Below are 18,064 nucleotides of genomic sequence, written 5' to 3'. Positions count from 1 at the left end.
CAGCAACAATCAATCGTCTATAGACGAGGTGTTGCATGATGTGTAAATCATGCACTGGCTTTTAACACACTGTTGAGTTCTCAAGAAACGGACGCTTACTCTCTAACCTACCGAGAGGCGTACATCTCGCTCTCCCACCCTACCAGCTCGTCCGATTTTTGTCAAATCGTCCGGTTGGCCGGATTTGGAGCAACCCGGCTAACTTACCTTGACTTTCGGCCGTTGTCCAATCGCGTGGACACGCGCCCAAAGATCGGGTCTGTCAGAAGGGATGTCGCAGAGCCTACCAGCCTCAGCGAGACCGTGGTCCCGCCCGGTCGGCCGTTCGCCGCCCTGCGAAGAAAACTCTAGCAGCCGTCCGAACCGCCTTGGACCATGTTGCGCAAAGGTCGAGCATTCCCCGCGTCCCGACCCCGCAAACGTTGATCATCGTCACCTGCCCGCCAACGCGAGAAGCCGGCCCCGAAGGAGCCGGCTTCCGCCTCGATCGTCGAACTCAGCCTGCGGGCAGCGCCGCGAGCTGAGCCTCCAGCCGCTCGATGTCCGCGGCTGCCTGCGCGGCCCGCGCCCGGACCTTGGTCACGACATCCTCCGGCGCCTTGGCCATGAACTGCTCATTGCCGAGCTTGCCGGCCACCTGGTCGGCCTCCTTGCGCGCCACCGCCAGGTCCTTCTCCAGGCGCTTGCGCTCGGCGACCACGTCGATCGCGCCGGCGGTGTCGATCTCGACACTCACCTGCCCGACGGTGAACCGGGCCGAAGCGGCGAACGCCTCCCCCGGTTCCTCCAGCCGGAGCAACGACCGGATGGCCGCCTCATGGGCGGCGACAGCCGTACCGGCGAGACCCAACCTGGCCGCCACCTTCTGCCCGGGCTTGAGCCCCTGGTCGGAACGGAAGCGGCGGACCTCGGTGACGAGCTCCTGCACCGCCTCGATCTCCGCCTCCGCGGCCGGGTCGGCGTAGCGCTTGTCGACCACCGGCCAGGGCGCGACCACGATGGACTCGCCCCCGGTGACCGCGCGCCACAACTCCTCGGTGACGAAGGGCACCAGCGGGTGGAGCAGGCGCAGCAACGCGTCGAGCACATGCCCCAGCACCAGGCGGGTGCCGTCGCGGCCCTGCGCGATCTGGACCTTGGCCAGTTCGAGGTACCAGTCGCAGACCTCGTCCCACGCGAAGTGGTAGAGCAGGTCGGCGACCTTGGCGAACTCGAACTCCTCGAACGCCGCGTCCGCCTGCGCGATCACCGTCTGGAGCCGCGACAGGATCCAGCGGTCGGCCGCGGTCAGCTCCAGGTCGTCGAGCGAGCCGGTCGAGGCGCCGTTCATCAGCGCGAAGCGGGTGGCGTTCCAGAGCTTGTTGCAGAAGTTGCGCGACCCGGCCGCCCACTCCTCGCTGACCGCGACGTCGGACCCGGGGTTCGCGCCGCGCAACAGGGTGAAGCGCGTCGCGTCAGCGCCGAAGCGGTCGATCCAGTCGAGCGGGTCCACCACGTTGCCGAACGACTTCGACATCTTCTTGCCGAACTGGTCACGAACCATGCCGTGCAGGGCCACCGTGCGGAAGGGTGGCTCGCCGTCCATCGCGTAGAGGCCGAACATCATCATCCGCGCCACCCAGAAGAACAGGATGTCGTACCCGGTCACCAGCACCGAGGTCGGATAGAAGCGCTCCAGCTCGGGCGTACGCTCCGGCCAGCCCAGCGTGGAGAAGGGCCACAGCCCGGAGGAGAACCAGGTGTCGAGGACGTCGGGGTCCTGGACGTAACCCTCGGGCGCGCTCTCGTCGGGCCCGACGCAGACGACCTCACCCTCCGGCCCGTACCAGACCGGGATGCGGTGTCCCCACCACAACTGCCGCGAGATGCACCAGTCGTGCATGTCGTCGACCCAGTCGAAGTACCGCTTGGCCAGCTCCGGCGGGTGGATCCGGGTGCGGCCGTCGCGCACCGCGTCACCGGCCGCCTTGGCCAGCGGCGAGACGTTGACGAACCACTGCAGCGACAGCCGGGGCTCGACCACGGTCTTGCAGCGCGAGCAGTGCCCCACCGAGTGCAGGTAGGGCCGCTTCTCCGCGACGATCAACCCCTCCTCGCGCAGCGCCGCGACCACCGCAGGGCGTGCCTCGAAGCGGTCGAGTCCCTCGAAGGGCCCGTGCGTGGTGATGACGCCGCGCTCGTCCATCATCGTGATCGACGGCAGCGAGTGACGCCGGCCGATCTCGAAGTCGTTGGGGTCGTGCGCGGGGGTGACCTTGACGCAGCCGGTGCCGAACGCCGGGTCCACGTGCTCGTCGCCGACGATCGGGATCTCCCGGCCGGTCAGCGGCAGGGTGACCGTGGTGCCGATGAGGTGGCGGTAGCGCTCGTCCTCCGGGTGCACCGCCACGGCCGTGTCGCCGAGCATGGTCTCGGCCCGGGTGGTCGCCACGACCACCTCGTCGGAGTAGCGGATCGAGACGAGCTCGCCCTCGTCCTCGGTGTGCTCGACCTCGATGTCGGACAGCGCGGTGTGGCAGCGCACGCACCAGTTGATGATGCGCTCGGCACGGTAGATCAGCCCGTCGTCGAACAGCTTCTTGAAGATCGTCTGGACGGCTCGCGAGAGCCCCTCGTCCATGGTGAAGCGGTCACGCGACCAGTCGACGCCGTCGCCCAGGCGACGCATCTGCCCCTGGATCTGGCCGCCGGACTCGGCCTTCCACTGCCACACCCGTTCGACGAAGGCCTCGCGGCCGAGGTCGTGCCGCGACAGCCCCTCGCCGGCGAGCCTGCGCTCGACGACGTTCTGGGTCGCGATGCCGGCGTGGTCCATGCCCGGCAGCCACAGGGTCTCGTGACCCCGCATCCGCTGCCGCCGGCTCAGCGCGTCCATGATCGAGTGGTCGAGGGCGTGGCCCATGTGCAGCACGCCGGTCACGTTGGGCGGCGGGAGCACGATCGAGAACGGCGGACGGGAGCTGCCCGGGTCGGCGCCGAAGTACCCCTCGGCTACCCAGCGTTCGTAGCTGGGACCCTCCACATCGGCCGGGGTGTACTGGGTAGGCAGCTCTGGCTTCGTCACGAAGCCAAGTTTAGTGGCGCGGAACCAGGGGCTTGACGAATATCCGTGCCGATGCACCTGTCCACGGATATTCGCGCCCCCGCGCCTGCCCCGGACACGACGAAGCGCCCCGGACGAGCTCGTCCGGGGCGCTTGCCGTACAGGATCAGACCATCACGCGGACTTCTCGCGCGGCGGACGCTGCTGCTTGGCGAGCGTGTCGCGCGGCACGAGGGTCGGGATCGCGTGCTCGAGCACAGCCTCGCGGGTGATGACGACGCGGGCCACATCCTGGCGGGAGGGCACCTCGTACATCACCGACTGGAGGACCTCCTCCAGGATGGCGCGCAGGCCGCGGGCGCCGGTGCCGCGCAGGATCGCCTGGTCGGCGATGGCCTCGAGCGCGTCATCGGTGAACTCCAGCTCGACGCCGTCGAGCTCGAGCAGCTTGCGGTACTGCTTGACCAGCGCGTTGCGCGGCTCGGTGAGGATCTGCACCAGGGCCTCGCGGTCGAGGTTGTGCACCGAGGTGATCACCGGCAACCGGCCGACGAACTCGGGGATCATCCCGAACTTGAGCAGGTCTTCCGGCATCACGTCGGAGAAGATGTCGATCGCGTCGATCTCTTCCTTCGACCGGATGATCGCGTTGAAGCCGATGCCCTTCTTGCCGACCCGGGACTCGATGATCTTCTCGAGGCCGGCGAAGGCTCCACCACAGATGAACAGCACATTGGTGGTGTCGATCTGGATGAACTCCTGGTGCGGGTGCTTGCGGCCGCCCTGCGGGGGCACGCTCGCGGTGGTGCCTTCCAGGATCTTCAGAAGTGCCTGCTGGACGCCTTCACCGGAGACGTCGCGGGTGATCGACGGGTTTTCGCTCTTGCGGGCGATCTTGTCGACCTCGTCGATGTAGATGATGCCCGTCTCGGCCTTCTTGACGTCGTAGTCAGCGGCCTGGATGAGCTTGAGCAGAATGTTCTCGACGTCCTCGCCGACGTAGCCCGCCTCGGTGAGCGCGGTGGCGTCGGCGATGGCGAAGGGCACATTCAGCATCTTCGCCAGCGTCTGGGCCAGCAGGGTCTTGCCCGAACCGGTCGGGCCGAGCAGCAAGATGTTGGACTTGGCCAGTTCGAGGCCGTCGTCTCTGCCCCGGTCGCCGGACTGCACCCGCTTGTAGTGGTTGTATACCGCCACCGAGAGCGCCTTCTTGGCCTTGTCCTGGCCAATCACGTAGGCGTCGAGGAATTCGTAGATCTCCCTCGGCTTGGGCAGATTGTCCCACTTGAGTTCGGAGGACTCGGAGAGTTCCTCTTCGATGATCTCGTTGCAGAGATCGATGCACTCATCGCAGATGTAGACGCCGGGACCGGCGATGAGCTTCTTGACTTGCTTCTGGCTCTTTCCGCAGAACGAGCACTTCAGCAGGTCTCCCCCGTCGCCGATGCGTGCCACCCCAGATACTCCTTTGCGTGGGACCGCCCTGCTCCCGCCAACTGCGGGCCGAACCGCTCAGGTATCGACGTTACCGTCTTCTGGGCCTTGAGTGAGCCCCCTGGCGGCGAGTCGCACCGGAACGTGCCTTATACGGCACGTCCCGATGCGGTCCGCTCCCGTCAGGAAACAGCGGCCTTAGCTGCCTTCTTCCGCGACGGGATGATGTCGTCGATCAGACCATACGCCTTGGCATCGTCGGCGGTGAGAATTTTGTCGCGTTCGATGTCCTTGCGAATCTCGAGGGGATCCTTGCCCGTGTGCTTGGCGATGATCTCCTCGAGCAGGCCGCGCATCCGGAGGATCTCGCGGGCCTGGATCTCGATGTCGCTTCCCTGGCCGCCGCCCTCGGTGGAGGGCTGGTGGATGAGGATGCGCGCGTTGGGCAGCGCCAGGCGCTTACCCGGGGTGCCGCCGGCCAGCAGGACCGCGGCCGCCGAGGCGGCCTGGCCCAGGCAGACGGTGTTGATGTCGGGCCGGACGAACTGCATCGTGTCGTAGATCGCCGTCATGGCGGTGAAGGATCCACCGGGCGAGTTGATGTAGATGCTGATGTCCCGGTCGGGGTCGAGCGACTCCAGCGTCAGCAACTGCGACATCACGTCGTTGGCCGAGGCGTCGTCGATCTGCACGCCGAGGAAGATGATGCGGTCCTCGAAGAGCTTGGTGTACGGGTCCATCGTCTTGGTCCCGTACGACGTGCGCTCGGTGAACTGCGGGAGCACGTAGCGGCTTTGAATGTTCACGTCAGCTCCCCCTAGGAAACGGCGCCCTGAGAGGGCACCTGCCGTGCGTTGCGCACGACATGATCGATGAAGCCGTAGTCCTTGGCCTCGTCGGCCGTGAACCAGCGGTCGCGGTCGGAGTCCTTCTCGATCTGGTCGAGCGGCTGACCGGTGTGGAAGGAGATCCGCTCGGCCAGCGTCTTCTTCACGTAGAGCATCTGCTCGGCCTGGATGGCGATGTCGGCGGCGGTGCCGCCGATGCCGCCGGAAGGCTGGTGCATCATCACTCGTGCGTGCGGAAGCGCGTACCGCTTGCCCTTGGCGCCGGCGCAGAGCAGGAACTGCCCCATCGACGCCGCCAGGCCCATGCCCACCGTCGCCACGTCGTTGGGCACGTATTCCATCATGTCGTAGATCGCCATACCGGCGGTCACGGAGCCGCCGGGCGAGTTGATGTAAAGGTAGATGTCCCGCTCAGGATCATCAGCGGCCAGGAGCAGCAGCTCCGCCGCGATCCGGTTGGCGATGCCGTCGTTCACCTCCGACCCGAGCACGATGATGCGCTCGCGCAGCAGGCGCTGGTAGAGCTGATCCTCAAGCCGGAAGGACGAGCCGTCATCACGGCCTCGCGACTCTGGATTGAAGAAGGTCACAGCGTCACCTTCCGATGCGTCGTTCACGATTGGGCTTTGCTTGTGACCTTAACGCGGCGGGGCCACAGGTCATGCCCCGTCCCCGCACTGTTCGCTGTCGGCGCATGTCACTGCGCCCCTGTCACTGCGCCCCTGTCACTGCGCCCCTGTCATTGGGTGCCCGACGCGCGGCGGCGTTCCTCCAGATCCAGCTCGTGGCCGAGCCTGCGCTGCACCTCGGCGCTGATGCGGCCTTTGCGGTAGAGCTGCTCCAGCTTGCGGCGCTGGGCGTGGATCAGCTCGACGCGCAGCCGGCCCTTGCCGTGCTCGCTCTCGGTGTCCTCGTCCAGCACCTCCCTGACCCGGTCCAGGCGCAGTTCGAAGAGCTGGCGGTAGACCTCGGCGGTGCGCTCGTCCACCCGGTCGTCGGCGGCCAGCTCGTCGATGCGTGCCAGCGCCGCCTCCAGCAGGGCCTCCCGCGCCGAAGCCTCCTCCTTGGCCTCGCCCTCCTCGCTGCCGAGCCCCAGGCGGCGCAGCAGCGGCGCCAGCGTCGTGCCCTGACCCACCAGGGTGGCCAGCACCACGCAGGCGGCCAGGAAGACCAGCAGGTCCCGGCTGGGCGCCTCCTTGGGAATGGACAGCGCGATCGCCAGGGTGATCGCGCCCCGGATCCCCGCCCATCCCATGACGATCCGCTCCTTCAGCCCGATTCGGTCGAAGCGCCGGAAGCGCAGCAGCGGCACGACGACCATCGTCCAGAACAGCCGCACGGCGATCACCACCGCGACCACCAGCAGGGCGATCAGCCACGGCTCGCCGTCGATGTTGTGGAAGACGTCCAGGATCTCGATGCCGAGCAGGATGAAGAGCGTCGACTCCAGCAGGAAGACCAGCACGCCCCAGAACGCGACGCCGGTCAGCCGGGAGGCCGGTTGCAGCAGGCCGTCGTTGCGCAGGCCCAGCACGAAGCCGACGACGATGGTCGCCAGGACGCCGGAGAAGCCGAAGTGCTCGGCCGGCAGGTAGGTGACGAACGGCGTGGCCAGCGACAACACGATCTGGCCGCCGGGCTCGTGGATCCAGCGGCGGACCCGCGCGACCACCCACGCCATGGCTCCGCCGTACAGGATGCCTCCGAGGACCACGCGCGCCAGCTCCAGCGCGGCGTCGGCGGCGGTGACGGAGTGGCTGAGCATGGACAGCGCCAGGCCGAACATGGTGAGCGCCACGCCGTCGTTGACCAGGCTCTCGCCTTCCAGGATGGTCCCGAGGCGCGGCGGCGCGCCGAGGCGTTTCATCACCGCGGTGGCGGCGACGGGGTCGGTGGGGGCCACCGCCGACCCGAGCGCGAGCGCCGCCGCCCACGTCAGCCCCTGTACGGCGGAGCCGGTGACGAAGGCGACCGCCAGCGCCGTGACGCAGGTCAGGGTCACGGCGAGAATCGCGATCGGCACGGCGTCCTCGCGCGTCTCGCGCGGCGCGGAGAAGAAGGCGGCGTGGAAGACCAGCGGCGGCAGGAACAGGTTGAGGACCAGCTCGGGCGGCACGTGCACGCCCTCCACGCCGGGGATCAGGCTGATGAGCAACCCGGCGAGCACCAGCAGCACGGCCTCGGGAATCGGCAGCCGGCGCGCCAGCGCCTTGGCGACGACCAGCGCGACGGCCATCGCCGCTCCCAGGATGAACAGCTCGTCGCCCATCGCCCCCACCTGACCTGCCCAAAAACGACGAAACCCCCGACCTGTAGGTCGGGGGTTTCGTGGTTGAGCCTACTCCTGGGTGGCGGCTTCCTCTTCGACCTCTTCCACCTCGGCACCGTTGATCTCGGTGTAGATGGCCTTGAGGTCGACCTCGGCGCCGTCGCTGTCGACGACCTTGGCCGCGTCGCCCACGACGGTCTTGGCCTTGTCACGGACGATCTCGACCATGGCCAGCGTCAACTGGTCGTTGTCGGCGAGGTGCTGCGCGAGCTGGTTGGGCTGGACGCCCATCTGCATGGCGCGGCGGACGACGAAGTTGGTGAGCTCCTGCTCGGAGACACCCAGCTCCTCGGACTTGACGATCTTGTCGAGAACGAACCCGGCCTTGATCGCGCGGGCGGAGTTGGTCTCGAACTCGGCGAAGCGCTCCTCCTCCGTCGTCTGGTACAGACGGAAGAAGGCGTCGCGGCTCAGGCCGCTCTCCGAGATCTGGTGGTCGAGGTTGTGCTTGCGGGAGTCGACCTCCACCTTGAGCGCGCTCTCGGGGATCGGGATCTCGATCTTCTCCAGCAGGGCGTCGAGGGCCTTCTCGCGCGCCTGGACGACCTGGTCGACCAGCTTGTTGCGGCGGGCGGCCTCGCGGATGCTGTCCTTGAGCTCGTCGAGGGTGTCGAACTCGCTGGCGAGCTGGGCGAACTCGTCGTCGAGCTCGGGCAGCACCTTCTCCTTGACCTGCTTGAGGGTGATGACGACGTCGGCCTCCTGGCCGGCGTGCTCACCACCGACGAGCTCGGTGCGGAAGGTCTTCTCCTCGCCGGCCGACATGCCCTCGAGGGCGTCGTCGAGGCCCTGCAGCACCGAACCGGCGCCGACCTCGTAGGAGACCTCGTTGGCCTGCTGCTCCTCGATGTTCTGGCCGTCGATCTCGGCGCGCAGGTCCATGACGACGTAGTCGCCCTTGGCCGCGGCGCGCTCGACACCGGTCAGCGTCGCGAAACGCTGGCGGAGGCCGTCGAGCTGCTTGTCGACGTCCTCGTCGGTGACGGCGGCGGAGTCGACGGTGACCTCGATGCCGGCGTAGTCCGGCACGTCGAAGTTGGGGCGGACGTCGACCTCGGCGGTGAACTCGATCTGGTCGCCGTCCTCGATCTTGGTGACCTCGATGTCGGGCTGGCTCACCGGGAAGACGTCGGCCTCGTCGACGGCCTGGCTGTACAGCTTCGGCACCGCGTCGTTGAGGGTCTCCTCCAGAACCACCGCGCGGCCGAAGCGCTGCTCGATGATGCGGGCGGGAACCTTGCCGGGGCGGAAGCCGGGGACGCGCACCTGCTCCGCGACCTTCTTGTACGCCGCATCCAGACTCGGGCGCAGTTCCTCGAACGGCACCTCGACGGTGAGCTTCACCCGGGTCGGGCTGAGCTCCTCGACAGCGGTCTTCACGGGGTGGTCTCCTTGGATCAAGCTTCGAGTGAAACGCGGGCCGCGCTCAGGCGCCGCGCCCACATAGACGGCGGCAGGCATGGCTGTGCCGCTCCGGTCAGTCTAGGGCAGATATTTCTCCGGTCAGAACTCTTCCGCGATCGACCTGAGCAGGTCGACCGTCTCGTCCGGGGTCGTGCTGACCGCGCACAGGCGTTCCATCACCTGGCTGTAGCGGTCCACCTCGTCGCGCTTGTCGAGGTAGAGGGCGCTGGCGAGCTGCTCGACGTAGACGACGTCGGGAAGATCGGGATCCGGGAAGCGCAGGATGCTGAAGGCGCCGCCCTCGGCCGCGTGCCCGCCGAAGCTGAACGGCATGACCTGGATGGTGATGCGGGGCTGGCGCATCAGGTCGATCAGGTGCTCCAGCTGGGCGCGCATCACCTCGACGCCGCCGATCGGCCGGCGCAGGGCCGCCTCGTCGATCACCGCCCAGAAGACCGGGCCGTCCTGGCGGTCGAGCACCCGCTGGCGCTCCAGCCGGAGGTCGACGCGGCGGGCGATCTCCTCGGGGCTGACGCCCGCGACGCCGGCGGTCACCACGGCCCGCGCGTACTCCTTGGTCTGGAGCAGGCCGGGGACGAACTGCACCTCGTACGTCCTGATCCGGCTGGCCGCCTCCTCCAGCCCGACGTAGGACTGGAACCACGACGGGAGCAGGTCGTTGAAGCGCTGCCACCAGCCGGGCTCGTTCGCCTGGTCGACCAGCTCCAGCACCGAGCGGCGGGCGTCGGCCTCGGTCACGCCGTACAGGGTGAGCAGATCCGCGACGTCGCGCTCCTTGAAGCCGACCCGGCCGAGCTCCATGCGGCTGATCTTCGACTCGGAACCCCTGATCAGGTGCCCGGCGTCTTCGCGTGTGATCCCCTTGGCCTCCCGCAGCTTGCGCAGCTGGGAGCCCAGGAGAATGCGCAGCGCCGTCGGGCCCGAGTACGTCACGCACACACAGTGACACCCGATCCCGCGCTATGACAAGGTCTCAACCGAGTGTCCGGTTCGGAACGGGTGCGACTTACATCTGCACGTGCATTTGGGTCTTGCAGATCGCGCACCGTTAACTCATGATGGCCTAGTGCATATTGGGGCAAACAGGTAGCAGCAGGATGGATCCCGTGGCGACTGCGGACTGCCTCAAGATCACGCGTGAGGTGGACTTCGACAACATGCTCACCTGTCCCCTCCCCTTCCAGGCGGACTCGGTCAAGACGGCGCGTGACGTCACCCGCTCCACCCTGGCCGACTGGGGCTTCGACGAACTCCGCGACGACGCCGCACTGGTCGTCTCCGAGCTCGTCACCAACGCGGTGCGTTATACGCGGAGTGACCCCGGGCTCACGTTGCTCCTCATGATGTCGGCGCCGCACGTGTTGCTGGCCGTCACCGACTGCAGCGACGAGGCGCCCACGCCCAAGGAGCCCGACTTCTGCTCGGAGAACGGGCGCGGGCTCTACATCGTGGAGACCTACAGCCAGCGCTGGGGCTGGGACTCCCTCACCGGCGGCGGCAAGGCCGTCTGGGCCCTCTTCCACGCGGGCGACTGACACCCCCTTCTCTTAGGGGTACGGCAGGCGTCCCGTCGGGAGTGGAACCTACTGATCCACCGGTCCCCCACCGAAGCCGATCTCATTCCCCTCCGGATCCCGGTAGATCACCTTGCGCACCCCGTTGGAGTACGTCTCCCTGTGCGCCGGCTCCAGCCCCCGGCCCGCGATCGCCTTCACGCGCTCGTCGAAATCCCCCACGAACACCGTGTGCCGGGCATGGCCCGTGTGCTCAGGCAGGTGCTCGATTACCAGATACCTGTGCTCTTCGAGCTCGAACACCGCTTCGCTGTCATTGGGGATGAACGCCGGCGGAGCGCCCAGAAGCCGCTCGTACCACACCAACGCCGCCGCGTAGTCGGCCACCGGAACACCTGCGAACAAGTCGAGAGCCATCCCCCGATCCTAAGGACCGGACCCGCTCACCCGACATCCCTCTGCAACACCCGCACCGTCAGCCTGGCCGCGGTGAACTTCACTCGGGGTCCAGCCGTGGGATGGCGGGTCTCGCCGGATAAGACTGGTCGGGGCGACAGGATTTGAACCTGCGACTTCTTGCTCCCAAAGCAAGCGCGCTACCAAGCTGCGCCACGCCCCGCGGCGCCACGTACGCACGCGCCCCGAGACTCCGGTACGCTTACGCCCTGACGACCGGATGAAGTCTAGACCAGACTCAGACCGGCTCGCGCGGACGTAGCTCAATGGTAGAGCCCCAGTCTTCCAAACTGGCTACGCGGGTTCGATTCCCGTCGTCCGCTCTCCTCGCGAAAGGCCAGGTCACCCCGCACAGGGAGCCTGGCCTTTCGGATCTCCCCCGTTCCTGAAGATCGAGGGGCCGTGCGACTGTCGCGTGGTATGCGATGCTCTCGCCTGTGACCGAACCAGAAGAGCCAGTGCTCCACAGTTCGCCTCCGGCTTTCACGTACGACCCGATCAAAGCCCTCCGCCAATGGGGGACCACCTTCATGGTGATCGGTGGCGCGCTCGCCCTAGCAGTCCTGATCTTCTCGGACCGAGATCCGTCGTGGCCCTGGCTCGTCACCTGTTTCGTGGCGACCTTGGTTGGTCTGGGACTACGCATGGAAGCAGCAGTTCGGGACCGCTCTCGGAACGTTTCCACAGGCTGAGCAGGGTTGAGAGCGTCGGCCTCGGACTGGTGGAGCCGCCGGGCGCGGGTCCACCCGTGCACGAACAGCAGCAGCACGATGCCGGGGACGAGAACGGTGAGGCCGACGCCCGTCGGGGCGCGCTGCCATGCTCGTAAGGCCATGTGCGTCCCCTTGCGATCGCGGATCGGCTCAGGGTGACCGTACGGCGCGATCGAGAACAGAAGGCCAGGCCACCCGTAGCGGGTGGCCTGGCCTTCGTTCGGGGGTCAGCGGAGGCCGGCGAAGAGGTCGGTCTCGTGGGGTGGGGCGTCGATGCGGGTGTACTGGCGGATGAAGTGCTCGGTGCCGAAGACGGACTGCTGGGCCTCGTCCGGGAGCTGGAGGAGGAACATGTTCTCCGTCTGGCTGGCGTGCGCCTTGAGGGCCTGGAGCTTGCGCTCGGTGTAGGGGGTGACGTCGACGACGGTGGTGATGAGGTCGTCGGGGGTGCCGAAGTCGTCGGGGAGTTCGCCGAAGTCGACGCCCTGCTCGCGCATGCGCTCGAACATCTCCTTGACGCCGGAGCGCGGGATGGCGGTGTAGTAGAGCTTCGAGGGGATCCCGGTGGACTCGTAGGCGGCGACGGCGATGCGGTGGGCCTGGATGTGGTCGGGGTGACCGTAGGCGCCGTTCTCGTCGTAGGTGACGATGACCTGCGGCCGGTAGTGCTCCATGAGGGCGGCCAGGCGGGCGGCGGAGTCGGCGAGCGGGATGTTGGCGAAGGCCTCGGGGTGGCCGTTGCCGTCCCAGCCGTCCATGCCGGAGTCACGGTAGCCGAGCAGTTCGACGTGCTCGATGCCCAGGTGGGCGACCGACTCGCGGAGCTCTTCCAGGCGGACGGCGGCGACGGCGGCCTCGTCGTGGCCGGGCTCGCCGGGCTTGACGCCGCCGGGTCCGTCGCCCTGCTCGCCGTTGGTGCAGGTGACGAGGACGGTACGGACACCCTCGGCGGCGTAGCGGGCCAGGATGCCGCCGGTGCTGATCACCTCGTCGTCGGGGTGGGCGTGCACCGCCATGATCGTCAATTCCATGAAATATCCCCCTGCGAGTGCCAAGTCGGATGAATATCGGCTCCCCGTCGAGCGTAGCGTGAGGGGGTGCGTGCGCGGCCGATCAGTCCGGAGGCGCTGGTCCGCGAGCTGGTGGGGCGGATCGGCGCGGTCGGCCGCCCGTGGGTGCGGGTGGTCGTGGACGGCGCTCCAGAAGCCGGTACGGCGGAGCTGGCCGACAGGCTGGTGGAGCCGCTGCGCGTCGAGGGACGGCCGGCGGTGAGGGTGTCGGCGGGCGACTTCCTGCGCGCGGCCTCCCTGCGCCTGGAGTACGGCAGGACGGACCCGGACGAGTACTACGACGCCTGGCTCGACGAGAGGGGCCTGCGCCGGGAGGTGCTCGACCCGCTGGGACCGGGCGGGAGCCGCCGCATCGTGCCGAAGCTGTGGAACGCCGAGCTGGACCGGGCCTACCGCCTGCCGTACCAGCAGTTGCCCGAGGCGGGGGTGCTGATCCTGGACGGGCCGCTGCTGCTGGGGCGGGGGCTGCCGGTGGAGTTCGCGGTGCACCTGGCGGTGAGCCGCGCGGCGCTGGTCAGGAAGACGCCGGAGGAACTGCGGTGGCGGCTGCCGGCGTTCGAGCGGTACGAGCGGGAGGTCGACCCGGTGAAGGTCGCCGAGGTGGCCGTGCGGTACGACGACCCGCGGCACCCGGCCCTGGTGGTGTAGCCCCGGAAGAGGGCCAGGGCGCAAGGCGTTGGTGCTGGTATGAGCGACTATGGGCGCGCGATCGAGTTCGGCTACTTCCTGGTGCCTCTCGCGGCCGACCCGCTGGTGGAGCGCGCTCAGCTCGCCGACCGGCTGGGGCTGGAGCTGCTCGGCATCCAGGATCACCCGTACCAGCGCCGGTACGAGGACACGTGGACGCTGATGAGCCACCTCGCCGCACTCACCCAGCGGATCCGGATCTTTCCGGATGTGGCGAATCTGCCGCTCCGCCAGCCTGCCGTCCTGGCGAAGGCCGCGGCCACCCTCGACCGGCTCAGCGGCGGCCGGTTCGAGCTCGGCCTGGGCGCGGGCGGGTTCTGGGACGCCATCGACGCCTACGGCGGGCCCCGCCGTACCCCGGGGCAGGCCCGCGCGGCGCTGGAAGAGGCCATCGAGGTGATCAGGCGGATCTGGAGCGGCGAGCGCAACCAGCGCTTCGAGGGCGAGCACTACCACCTGCGCGGCGCCCAGCCGGGCCCGGCTCCGGCGCACCCGATCGAGCTGTGGCTGGGCGTGGCCGGGCCGAAGGCGCTGGCCCTGGCCGGCGCGAAGGCGGACGGCTGGGTGTCGTCCTCGCCCTGGGGCACACCGGACAAGCTGGCCGAGCTCAGCGCGCTCCTGGACGAGGCCGCCCGGCAGGCCGGGCGCCAGCCGCGGGAGATCCGGCGGATCCACAACGTCAACGGCCTGATCACCGACCGCTCGACCGGTTCCCTGCACGGTCCGGCCGACCAGTGGGCCGAGGAGCTGACCGAGCTGGCGGCGGGCCATGGGCTGGACACCTTCGTGTACTGGCCGGAGGCGGAGGACGAGCGGCAACTGCGGCTGTTCGCCGAGGAGGTCGTCCCCGAGGTGCGCCGGCAGGTGGCGCTCGAACGCGGCCGGTCTGCCGAAAACTGACCCACCGTAGGCAAGTGACGCTGGAACGTAAGGCCGCCCTCGCCGCACACTCGGCAGATGACCCCAGATCACTGGTACAACATCGTCCCCGATCTGCCCGTCCCGCCTCCCCCGCCCCTGCACCCGGGCACCGGGCAGCCGGTCGGGCCCGAGGATCTCGCACCGCTGTTCCCGGGCGAGCTCATCGCGCAGGAGGTGAGCACGGAGCGGTTCGTCCGGATCCCGCAGGAGGTGCTCGACGTCTACCGGCTGTGGCGGCCGACGCCGCTGATCAGGGCGCACCGGCTGGAGCGCGCGCTGGGCACGCCGGCACGGATCTACTACAAGTACGAGGGCGGCTCCCCGGCCGGCTCGCACAAGCCGAACACCGCGGTGCCGCAGGCGTTCTACAACGCCCGCGAGGGCGTGCGGCGGCTGACGACCGAGACGGGCGCCGGGCAGTGGGGGTCGGCACTGGCCTTCGCGTGCGCCCAGTTCGGCGTCGAATGCGTGATCTGGATGGTCCGCGCCTCCTATGACCAGAAGCCGTATCGCCGCTCGCTGATGCGGATCTACGGCGCGACGGTGCACGCCAGCCCCTCCCCCGTGACCGGCGCGGGCAGCAAGATCCTCGCCGACGACCCGGACTCGACCGGGAGCCTGGGCATCGCGATCAGCGAGGCGGTCGAGGTGGCCGCGGGCGACCCGGACACCCGCTACGCGCTGGGCAGCGTGCTCAACCACGTGCTGATGCACCAGACGGTGATCGGCGAGGAGGCGCTCAAGCAACTGCCGGAGCGTCCCGACCTGGTGATCGGCTGCACCGGGGGCGGTTCCAACTTCGCCGGGCTGGCGTTCCCGTTCATGCGGGAGCATCCGGAGATCACCTTCCGCGCGGTCGAGCCGGAGGCCTGCCCGTCCTTCACCCGCGGCACGTACGCCTACGACTTCGGCGACACCGCGGGCTTCACCCCGCTGCTGAAGATGCACACGCTCGGCCACGGCTTCGTGCCCGACCCGATCCACGCCGGCGGGCTGCGCTACCACGGCATGGCGCCGCTGCTGTCGCACCTGTACGAGCTGGGCCGCTTCGAGGCGGTGACCAGGTCGCAGCGCGAGTGCTTCGAGGCCGGGGTGCGTTTCGCCAGGACCGAGGGCATCGTGCCGGCGCCGGAGCCCACGCACGCCCTGGCCGAGGCGATCGCCGAGGCGTTGCGCTGCAAGGAGACGGGCGAGGAGAAGGTCATCCTGACCGCGTTGTGCGGGCACGGGCACTTCGACATGTCCGCCTACGACCGCTATCTCTCCGGCGAGATGCGCGACTTCGTGCTGCCGCAGGAACGCATCGACGAGGCGCTCAGCGCCCTGCCGCAGGGCCGCTAGCGGAGCCGGGGGACCCCGTCGGGGTCCCCCGGGTTCAGCGCGAGGCTGGGCGCTTGCCGTGGTTCGCCTTCTTCTTCTTGCGGGCTCTGCTCTTGCGCGCGCGCTTGGCCATCGGCGTCTCCCGACATGTCAGGCTATGTGGTGTAGGTCACACCGTCTCCCGGCACACCGGCCAGGTCAAGCGCTCAGTTTCCAACACCGCCATGTCATAATTTGGTGGAATCTGTTGGAAGGAGGCGTCGTGCTCGCACAGCAGCGGCAGCAGACGATTCTGGAGCGGGTCCGGCGCCACGGCGCGGTCCGGGTGGCCGAGCTCGTGCGCGACCTGGGCGTCTCCGACATGACCGTCCGGCGCGACCTGGAGGTCCTGGCCGAGCGCGGCCTGCTGGAAAAGGTGCACGGCGGCGCGACCATCGGCGGTCCCGGCTCCACGGAGGAGCCCGGCTTCGCCGCCAAGACCACGCGCCAGCAGCCGGAGAAGGAGGCGATCGCGCGCGCCGCGGCCCGTCTCGTCCGGCCCGGCACCGCCGTCGCGCTCTCGGCCGGCACCACCAACTGGGCGCTGGCCCACCACCTGATCGAGGTCCCGGACCTCACGATGATCACCAACTCGATCCAGGTGGCCGAGGTCTTCCACCGCAACCAGCGCGACGACCGCACGGTCGTGCTCACCGGCGGCGTCCGGACCCCCTCCGACGCCCTGGTCGGCCCGGTCGCCGTCGCCGCGCTGCGCACGCTGCACGTCGACACCCTCTTCCTGGGCGTGCACGGCATGAGCGTGCGCGCCGGATTCACCACCCCCAACCTGCTGGAGGCGGAGACCAACCGCGCGCTGGTGCAGTGCGCCGGGCGCCTGGTCGTCCCCGCCGACCACACCAAGTGGCAGACGGTGGGCATCAGCACCATCGCCGAACTGTCCCAGGCCGACGTCGTCATCAGCGACGCGCGCCTGGACGCCGAGGCGCGCCGGGACCTGGCCGAGCGCGCCGGAGAACTGATCATCGCGGAGGAAGCGTCGTGAAGCGCACCATCACTCACCTGGCCGACGGCAGGGAGCTGATCTACTACGACCGGCGCGACGACGCCGACCGGTCCGCGATCGACCGCCGCCGCCTCGATCCCCGCCCGCTCGCCTCCGAGCTGCGCTACGACCCGCTCACCGAGGAGTGGGTGGCCATCGCCGGCCACCGCCAGAGCCGCACCTTCCTGCCGCCCGCCGACGAGTGCCCGCTGTGCCCGTCGACCGCGGCACGCGCCTCCGAGATCCCGGCGAGCGAGTACGACGTGGTGGTCTTCGAGAACCGCTTCCCCTCCTTCTCCACCAACCTCGGCGACTACCCCCAGGTCGGCGGCCTGAGCGAGGTGCGACCCGGCGTGGGCCGCTGCGAGGTGGTCTGCTTCACCTCCGAGCACGACTCCAGCTTCTCCCAGCTCAGCGACGAGCAGGTCGAGCTGGTCATGGAGGCCTGGGCCGACCGCACCGCCGAGTTGTCCACGATCGAGGGCGTCGAGCAGGTCTTCTGCTTCGAGAACCGCGGCGAGGAGATCGGCATCACCCTCCCCCACCCGCACGGGCAGATCTACGGCTACCCGTACGTCACGCCGCGCACCCGGCTGCACCTGGCCGCCGCGGCCAAGCGGCCCACGCTCTTCGCCGACGTGCTGGCCGCCGAGCAGGCCGGGCCCCGGGTGGTCGCCGCCAACGAGTTGTGGACCGCCTTCGTGCCGGCCGCGGCGCGGTGGCCGTTCGAGGTGCACCTGTACCCGCATCGCCAGGTGCCGGACCTGCCGGCGCTCACGGCCGAGGAGCGGGCGGCGTTCGCGCCGCTCTACACCTCGGTGCTGCGGGCCTTCGACGGGCTGTTCGGGTTGCGCATGCCGTACATCGCGGGCTGGCACCAGGCGCCGGTACGGCAGGGCCGCGAACTGGCCTACCTGCACCTGGAGCTGTTCTCGGTCCGGCGGGCGCCCGGCAAGCTGAAGTACCTGGCCGGATCGGAGTCGGGGATGGGCGCGTTCGTCAACGACGTACCGCCGGAGGAGGCGGCCCGACTGCTTCGATCACAGGTAGATCACTAAGCGATCTCGGCTTGGAGTCGCGTTACCTTGGTTTTACCGTTAGTATCCCTCTCGCAACGGCTGTCACAGCCGTCGCACGCCTAATCCCGGGCGCGTCGCCCGGGAGCCGGGGACCCATCGCACCCTGGGGTGAATCCACTTCGGTGGTAGGGCATCTCCTGCCCGAACCCGTCAGCTAACCCGGCCGGCAGAAGGAGAGGAAGG

At 68.7% G+C, this 18,064-nt stretch carries 15 protein-coding genes, 2 tRNA genes and 1 riboswitch; of the genes, 7 read left to right on the top strand and 10 right to left on the bottom strand.

Going from position 1 to position 18,064, the window contains the following annotated elements; genetic code table 11:
• Window positions 1-496: 496 nt before the first annotated feature.
• From AB0I67_RS36745 to AB0I67_RS36715, 7 genes are all read right to left on the bottom strand, one after another.
• Window positions 497-3,064 carry a valine--tRNA ligase gene (locus tag AB0I67_RS36745; protein ID WP_357933657.1) on the bottom strand — a complete coding sequence of 856 codons (2,568 nt, stop codon included), beginning with the start codon at window positions 3,062-3,064 and terminating at the stop codon, window positions 497-499.
• A 153-nt stretch (window positions 3,065-3,217) separates the two neighbouring features.
• Complete coding sequence (gene clpX, locus AB0I67_RS36740; protein ID WP_357933654.1) at window positions 3,218-4,498, bottom strand: ATP-dependent Clp protease ATP-binding subunit ClpX; 1,281 nt, start codon at window positions 4,496-4,498, stop codon at window positions 3,218-3,220.
• Window positions 4,499-4,659: 161 nt separating this feature from the next.
• On the bottom strand, window positions 4,660-5,283 hold the full coding sequence (locus AB0I67_RS36735; RefSeq protein ID WP_357933652.1) for an ATP-dependent Clp protease proteolytic subunit: 624 nt from the start codon (window positions 5,281-5,283) through the stop codon (window positions 4,660-4,662).
• An 11-nt stretch (window positions 5,284-5,294) separates the two neighbouring features.
• Window positions 5,295-5,915, bottom strand: a complete 621-nt coding sequence (locus tag AB0I67_RS36730) for an ATP-dependent Clp protease proteolytic subunit (RefSeq protein WP_357933649.1) — start codon at window positions 5,913-5,915, stop codon at window positions 5,295-5,297.
• Window positions 5,916-6,064: 149 nt separating this feature from the next.
• Complete coding sequence (locus AB0I67_RS36725) at window positions 6,065-7,594, bottom strand: Na+/H+ antiporter (RefSeq protein WP_357933646.1); 1,530 nt, start codon at window positions 7,592-7,594, stop codon at window positions 6,065-6,067.
• 69 nt (window positions 7,595-7,663) lie between these two features.
• Complete coding sequence (tig, locus tag AB0I67_RS36720) at window positions 7,664-9,034, bottom strand: trigger factor (protein WP_357933643.1); 1,371 nt, start codon at window positions 9,032-9,034, stop codon at window positions 7,664-7,666.
• 123 nt (window positions 9,035-9,157) lie between these two features.
• Window positions 9,158-10,012, bottom strand: a complete 855-nt coding sequence (locus AB0I67_RS36715) for a helix-turn-helix transcriptional regulator (RefSeq protein ID WP_357933640.1) — start codon at window positions 10,010-10,012, stop codon at window positions 9,158-9,160.
• A gap of 164 nt (window positions 10,013-10,176) precedes the next feature.
• On the opposite strand from AB0I67_RS36715, the gene AB0I67_RS36710 reads away from it, so the two are divergent.
• Window positions 10,177-10,614: an ATP-binding protein gene (locus AB0I67_RS36710; RefSeq protein ID WP_357933637.1), complete on the top strand. Its 438-nt coding sequence runs from the start codon at window positions 10,177-10,179 to the stop codon at window positions 10,612-10,614.
• A gap of 48 nt (window positions 10,615-10,662) precedes the next feature.
• Here AB0I67_RS36710 and AB0I67_RS36705 read toward each other — a convergent pair whose 3' ends face one another.
• Window positions 10,663-11,010: a VOC family protein gene (locus tag AB0I67_RS36705; RefSeq protein ID WP_357933634.1), complete on the bottom strand. Its 348-nt coding sequence runs from the start codon at window positions 11,008-11,010 to the stop codon at window positions 10,663-10,665.
• A gap of 125 nt (window positions 11,011-11,135) precedes the next feature.
• A tRNA-Pro gene (locus tag AB0I67_RS36700) sits at window positions 11,136-11,212 on the bottom strand.
• 89 nt (window positions 11,213-11,301) lie between these two features.
• Between AB0I67_RS36700 and AB0I67_RS36695 the strand changes: the two genes are divergently transcribed.
• Window positions 11,302-11,372, top strand: a tRNA-Gly gene (locus AB0I67_RS36695).
• 617 nt (window positions 11,373-11,989) lie between these two features.
• Here the strand turns inward: AB0I67_RS36695 and AB0I67_RS36690 are convergent.
• The gene (locus tag AB0I67_RS36690) at window positions 11,990-12,793 is read right to left on the bottom strand and encodes a PIG-L family deacetylase (protein ID WP_357933631.1); all 804 of its coding nucleotides are present in this window, start codon (window positions 12,791-12,793) and stop codon (window positions 11,990-11,992) included.
• A 66-nt stretch (window positions 12,794-12,859) separates the two neighbouring features.
• Between AB0I67_RS36690 and AB0I67_RS36685 the strand changes: the two genes are divergently transcribed.
• From AB0I67_RS36685 to galT, 5 genes are all read left to right on the top strand, one after another.
• Window positions 12,860-13,480: a uridine kinase gene (locus AB0I67_RS36685; protein ID WP_357933628.1), complete on the top strand. Its 621-nt coding sequence runs from the start codon at window positions 12,860-12,862 to the stop codon at window positions 13,478-13,480.
• Between the two features lie 39 nt (window positions 13,481-13,519).
• Window positions 13,520-14,419 (top strand): LLM class flavin-dependent oxidoreductase, encoded by a 900-nt coding sequence (locus AB0I67_RS36680; protein ID WP_357933625.1) that lies wholly within the window; start codon window positions 13,520-13,522, stop codon window positions 14,417-14,419.
• 57 nt (window positions 14,420-14,476) lie between these two features.
• Window positions 14,477-15,781: a TrpB-like pyridoxal phosphate-dependent enzyme gene (locus tag AB0I67_RS36675; RefSeq protein ID WP_357933623.1), complete on the top strand. Its 1,305-nt coding sequence runs from the start codon at window positions 14,477-14,479 to the stop codon at window positions 15,779-15,781.
• Between the two features lie 241 nt (window positions 15,782-16,022).
• Complete coding sequence (locus AB0I67_RS36670; protein WP_357933620.1) at window positions 16,023-16,802, top strand: DeoR/GlpR family DNA-binding transcription regulator; 780 nt, start codon at window positions 16,023-16,025, stop codon at window positions 16,800-16,802.
• Window positions 16,799-17,860: a galactose-1-phosphate uridylyltransferase gene (gene galT, locus AB0I67_RS36665; protein WP_357933617.1), complete on the top strand. Its 1,062-nt coding sequence runs from the start codon at window positions 16,799-16,801 to the stop codon at window positions 17,858-17,860. The genes AB0I67_RS36670 and galT overlap by 4 nt, the downstream gene beginning before the upstream one ends.
• A 67-nt stretch (window positions 17,861-17,927) precedes the next feature.
• Window positions 17,928-18,064: riboswitch (cyclic di-AMP (ydaO/yuaA leader) on the top strand.

Source organism: Nonomuraea sp. NPDC050310 (genome assembly GCF_040655795.1).
GTDB lineage: Bacteria > Actinomycetota > Actinomycetes > Streptosporangiales > Streptosporangiaceae > Nonomuraea.
The sequence above is the reverse complement of the archived record's forward strand: the minus strand, read 5'-3'. Positions and strand labels throughout refer to the sequence as shown.